We start from the raw sequence: 3,377 nt of genomic DNA, 5'->3' as shown, positions 1-3,377 counted from the left end.
TAGAGGAAGCGGATGCGTTGTTGAACGGCATGTACACGCTGCACAACAGGGGCAGGTTTGTGCATAAGCTGGCCGAGGTGTTCGGACCAACGGGGAGCGGCGGGCACGACTCGTTTTGGTGGAAGGAACGCTTCCGCCAATACTACGTTGCCGGGCAAGCGCCGACGCGAGTATTCGATGCGCGGCGCAAGGTGGAACTGGAGATCGTCGCGGATGAGCCGCAGAATGGAGGCGAGTGATGGCCGAGCCGTCCGCCGCGCAGATACGCGAAGCCGTGGAGAACTTGCTGGAGTTCCGTGACTTGCTGCCGCGCATCATTGGGATGATTGTGTTGACCGAACAGGAAGCATCAAGCGTGTGTGTCCTCCTCGCCGCCGCCGAGTCCGCCGCCACCGACCGGGAACGGGCGGACGCCAACGAGAGGGACGCGGGGCGGTGGCGGGCGCTGTCAAAGCACACTCGTGTGGTAGATGACAGACCCCTCGGGTGGACTGTGGACGGTGGCCTGCGCGCATACAACGAGGATCGCTGCCAGGAACTCGACGCTCTCGCCGACGCCCTGGCCGAGGCCCCGGAGGCGGAGGAAGGAGACTGACATGGGCGAGAATCTAAGCACTGAGAATATGGAGCACCTGGAGGGACGCGAGGGTTGGGCTATTTTTGGGCGTTGGCCGCTGCTCATCCGCCAGTTCGGGCGCGGGCTTGCTGCATCGGTAGAGTGGAACGTGGGAACGCGCACGTGGGTGGCCAAGCTGTTCAACTGCGGGCACTGGACGGTCTGCCCCGAAGGCGATCCGTGCCTGAGCGAGGCCCTGGACTGGTGCGAGGTGCAGGCGCGGGCTGCGTTGGAGCGGCGGGAGAAGCGGCGCAAGCAACGGAAGGGAGGCCCCCGATGAGCGAGTGGCACAACGGGCGGCGGCAGTATGGGCCGCACTGGGAGGAGAGATTGCTGAAGACCGGGCCAGAATCAACGCGCCGATATGGTCCCTTCTGCGAGGCCCAGGTCAACACCTATCGGGGCGGCTGGAGTTCCCGGCGCTGGAGATCGTCGCGGAAACGGAGAGATCGGGATGATTATCGCGGTGGACCTCGATGGATGCTTGGCTACCTATGCCGGGTGGAAGGGGCACGAAGACATCGGCGATCCCCTGCCCGGCGCACTCGATGCGATGCACACACTCCATGCCGACGGGCACCAGTTGTTCATCTTCACCTGTCGGTGCTGTGAGGTGCCGCTGATCGGTGCGGACGGCGCGGGTGCTCCCTATGACTTGCCCAACCCCGCGACACTACCCGGAGCCGCCGAAGCAATCAAGGCGTGGCTGCAACGGCATCGCTTTCCGCCAATGCAGGTCTGGACCGGACCCGGCAAGCCCTTCGCCGACATCTACATTGACGACCGGGCAATGCGTGTAGCGCCGCAAGAGAACGAGGGGCATTGGCCGCGTGCTGTTGCTGCCATTCAACTGTTTGAGATCGTCGCGGGAGAGCCGCAGAAAGGTGGCGAATGATGGCCGAGCCGACGCTACAGGAAGCAATTGAGGCGGTGCAGGATTGGGCACGCACGAGCATTGTGTGCGGGACGGTGGAGAGTTTAGAGAAGGTGCTCCGCACCGTCCTCTCCGCCGCTGAGGGAGCCGCCGCCGACCGGGAGCGGGCCGCCTGTCGGCTACAAGTTAGCCGCTGGACACTGAAGTTGGTCGCGAAGTGGAGGGAGGATGCGCAGAAGGAGCGCAACTGGAAGATGAATGACTTAGCCAACGTGCATGACTACTGCGCTGATGAACTCGCCGACGCCCTGGCCGCCGAGACCGCCCCCGACGCGGGGCATGGCGGCCACGGGCCGCAGGAAGGAGAGTGACGTGCCAGACAACCCGATCATCAACAAAATCAGGGCACAGATAATGATGCGCGATCCCGATTGTGTCGCGCCCAGGAAGTGCGGTCAATGTGTCCGCTTCGGTGAGTGCAACAAGCCCGGCGGGTATGCGTTGACTTCAGGCGGAATCCGTCAGAGGCCTGCCTGGAGCACCGACGTAGCTTGCGAATACTTCACAGAGACCGCAGACGCCCCCGACGCGGGGCAGGACTGACCGCCTGCGGGCGGAGAAAAGTGACGCATAAAAACCGTAGCCGACGTGCGCCGCGTGGCCCAGGCCCCGGCGCGGAAAGGAGCAGACGATGCCCCAAAGTGACCTGCTGCAATTCGACCCCGACAGCCCAGAGTTCGTTGTGTGGCTCAAGCGCAAGGGCTTCCGCAAACCGAAGGCCACCGTCCTGCATAACACATGGTCGCCCACCGCCGCACAATACCGAGGGCGAGAGACCATCCGCGCCATTGAACGGTTCCACATGCAGGTGCGCGGCTTCTCAACCATCGCCGCCAACGGCTACGCCTGCCCCGACGGAACGGTCATCACCGGGCGCAACCTGTCCTACAGCAACTGGGCACATGCGCTGGTCTCGCGCCGGAACGTGGAGGCCGAGGCCAAGCAGACCGCAGGCGGCGACAAGTTGTGGTTCAACAAGTACGCCTACGGGCTGGAAACCGTCGCCAACTTCGATGCGGAGCCTCCTGACAGGGGCAAATCGGGCCGTTCCTTTGAGACTGCCATGCGCGTGCTGACGGTGGTGCATCGGACGTTTGGCATCCCGCCGCACCTGCTGTTCTTCCATCGCGACGTAGCCGACAAGACCTGCCCCGGCCTGCTCCTCAATCGGGCGTTGGTGCGGATTGACTTGGCGGCACGTCTAGGCATGGTCCCCAACGTGCCGCACGTTCAAGTCAGTGACACGGAGGTGGACTGCGCGGCAGGCTGGTGGGCTGAGCGTGTGACCGTGGAGGGTGCGCCCGTTTTGGCTGCGATGGGCGAGACTGCACCGAATGTGGCAGTCCATGCAACCGGGCGGGCGTTCCTGCGGGAACTGGTGGACAACTGCCCCGGCTGGCGGATTGAGTGGAACGGGGCCACGCAGACAGCGAATGTGGTGACGCCATGACCAATGACCTGCAGGCGCTCAAGGCGTCCCCGCTGGTTCGGCTGCTGGAGGCGGGCGCTGTTGGTTGGGCGGATGTGCAAGTACAGACGGGCGACGGACTCGACGCGGAAAGTGCCGCACTCTTCGGCTTGGTTGAGCTGGAGTCTGATGCTGGGTGGCACCGCCGCTACCGCACACGGCCCCTCGGTCGCGCCCTCCTCGCCGCGATCCGCGACGCCGAGCGGTGGGTGGCGCTGCCCGACACGTTGCGGCGCCTCGATGAGATCCTCGTAGTCGGCGAGGACGGCCAGACCGTCGCCGAGGATGGCGTGTACCTGCGTCTCCCGGAGGAGGGGATGGCGGGCCCCTTCGCGAACCTCGCGGAGGCGTGTCGCGCC

At 64.8% G+C, this 3,377-nt stretch carries 7 protein-coding genes; all 7 read left to right on the top strand.

All coding sequences use genetic code 11. The features are described from left to right. Positions 1-239, top strand: a 239-nt coding sequence (locus VM221_05550) for a hypothetical protein (GenBank protein ID HUT74287.1), incomplete at its 5' end; no start/stop codon positions are given. Beyond that, positions 239-595 carry a hypothetical protein gene (locus VM221_05545; GenBank protein HUT74286.1) on the top strand — a complete coding sequence of 119 codons (357 nt, stop codon included), beginning with the start codon at positions 239-241 and terminating at the stop codon, positions 593-595. The genes VM221_05550 and VM221_05545, both read left to right, overlap by 1 nt. A gap of 1 nt (position 596) precedes the next feature. Then, complete coding sequence (locus VM221_05540; GenBank protein ID HUT74285.1) at positions 597-896, top strand: hypothetical protein; 300 nt, start codon at positions 597-599, stop codon at positions 894-896. 174 nt (positions 897-1,070) lie between these two features. Next, on the top strand, positions 1,071-1,511 hold the full coding sequence (locus tag VM221_05535) for a hypothetical protein (GenBank protein HUT74284.1): 441 nt from the start codon (positions 1,071-1,073) through the stop codon (positions 1,509-1,511). Next, positions 1,511-1,861 (top strand): hypothetical protein, encoded by a 351-nt coding sequence (locus tag VM221_05530; protein HUT74283.1) that lies wholly within the window; start codon positions 1,511-1,513, stop codon positions 1,859-1,861. Before VM221_05535 ends, VM221_05530 begins: the two co-directional genes overlap by 1 nt. Positions 1,862-2,181: 320 nt before the next feature. Continuing rightward, positions 2,182-3,000: a peptidoglycan recognition family protein gene (locus VM221_05525; protein HUT74282.1), complete on the top strand. Its 819-nt coding sequence runs from the start codon at positions 2,182-2,184 to the stop codon at positions 2,998-3,000. Continuing rightward, a partial coding sequence (locus VM221_05520; protein ID HUT74281.1) for a hypothetical protein occupies positions 2,997-3,377 on the top strand: 381 nt, incomplete at its 3' end. The genes VM221_05525 and VM221_05520, both read left to right, overlap by 4 nt.

The sequence above is a fragment of the Armatimonadota bacterium genome (assembly GCA_035527535.1).
Taxonomy (GTDB): Bacteria; Armatimonadota; Hebobacteria.
Note: the sequence above shows the minus strand (reverse complement) of the source record. Positions and strands in the feature narration are given on the sequence as shown.

What these genes read in the sequence shown, in the direction of transcription:
- VM221_05545 (HUT74286.1), top strand. Translation starts at nt 239, where the DNA reads ATGGCCGAGCCGTCCGCCGCGCAGATACGCGAAGCCGTGGAGAACTTG.
- VM221_05540 (HUT74285.1), top strand. Translation starts at nt 597, where the DNA reads ATGGGCGAGAATCTAAGCACTGAGAATATGGAGCACCTGGAGGGACGC.
- VM221_05535 (HUT74284.1), top strand. Translation starts at nt 1,071, where the DNA reads ATGATTATCGCGGTGGACCTCGATGGATGCTTGGCTACCTATGCCGGG.
- VM221_05530 (HUT74283.1), top strand. Translation starts at nt 1,511, where the DNA reads ATGGCCGAGCCGACGCTACAGGAAGCAATTGAGGCGGTGCAGGATTGG.
- VM221_05525 (HUT74282.1), top strand. Translation starts at nt 2,182, where the DNA reads ATGCCCCAAAGTGACCTGCTGCAATTCGACCCCGACAGCCCAGAGTTC.